We start from the raw sequence: 1,139 nt of genomic DNA, 5'->3' as shown, positions 1-1,139 counted from the left end.
TCTATGTTGGTTTGAGTGCTAATTGGCGAACGTGCGATTAATTTTCTAAGTAAATGGCTAGAAATACCCTGATCAATCAATGCTCGTTGATAACTTAGTGGATGCCAGGTCAAAGAGCTCATTCAAAGGTGCGATAGCTGCGCTCGCCAGTTGAAAGAAATCTGCTCCTGAACGACTATCTACCGAAGAATTGAGCAGCTTGGTTTCGATAAAGCTCTGTAGTTCGGAGATTTTTGTTTGAGCGTTTTTAATCGCTGAGGTCGAGTGCTTATCATCTAGAATGATCACTCTTTTTTCGCCGGGCTTTCTTTCAAGAAAAACCTTATTTAGCGATTCAAACTGAGTGCTTACACGGTCATTCAAGTACTTCAATTTTATTCGGTCTAGAGCTGAACTCTTTCCTTCGGAAACAATACCCATACCGATGGCTCGGGTTTGGCCTATTGATTCAATCGTATCGAGTAACTCCTTCCATATTACATCTAAGCCTGCTTCACGAGATAATGCTACGAGCAGACTATTCTTTTCAGTTTGGTTTTCAATCAAATAGAGCAGATTTGTGATGAGTCGGTTATGTTGGTCGATATTGTTGTTTGCTTCAATTGTTAGGGCACGTGTTTCAAGTCGCTGCCAATGACTTGATATACCTTCAAATAACTTGTCTTTTGTCAGTGATGGGTGATTGCTAACTAATGATGCCCATAGTTTGTTAACGTCTGCTCTCACGGTTTTTATATCTGCTTGTAATGTTTTCTCACCGTGAAGATAGCCTGTGGTTAAGCCGCGATGTTTTTGAATTTGAATCAATAAGCTTTTGAGTGAATTGAGCTGCGCCAAACAGTTTTTAAGTTCCAGTTTTTCGGCATGTTTTTTTCGATTGGTACTAAACCAAACCAGCACACTTGCAATGACTATGAGGACTAAGGAGAGGGTAATGATCATAAACTGTTCTCCATTGGTTCTTTTGATTGGCTTGATTTATTTGCCAGGTATTTGGCGATATTAACCGTTTCGTCAGCGATTGCTGTATTCTCATCTGCTTGTGATAGCAGTGTTTCAACATTGAAAGCAACTTCGTTGGTTGCGTAGCTTTGTTGCTCTGTTGTCGTAGATATATGAGAAATCTTGTCACATATTTG

2 protein-coding genes are annotated in these 1,139 nt (G+C 39.9%); both read right to left on the bottom strand.

All coding sequences use genetic code 11. The features are described 5' to 3' along the window. Positions 1 to 72 precede the first annotated feature (72 nt). Complete coding sequence (locus A3735_RS01615; protein WP_068512986.1) at positions 73 to 942, bottom strand: nitrate- and nitrite sensing domain-containing protein; 870 nt, start codon at positions 940 to 942, stop codon at positions 73 to 75. Beyond that, a partial coding sequence (locus A3735_RS30080; protein WP_197485586.1) for a hypothetical protein occupies positions 939 to 1,139 on the bottom strand: 201 nt, incomplete at its 5' end. The genes A3735_RS01615 and A3735_RS30080, both read right to left, overlap by 4 nt.

It is taken from the genome of Oleiphilus sp. HI0061 (genome assembly GCF_001635675.1).
The sequence above is the reverse complement of the archived record's forward strand: the minus strand, read 5'-3'. Positions and strand labels throughout refer to the sequence as shown.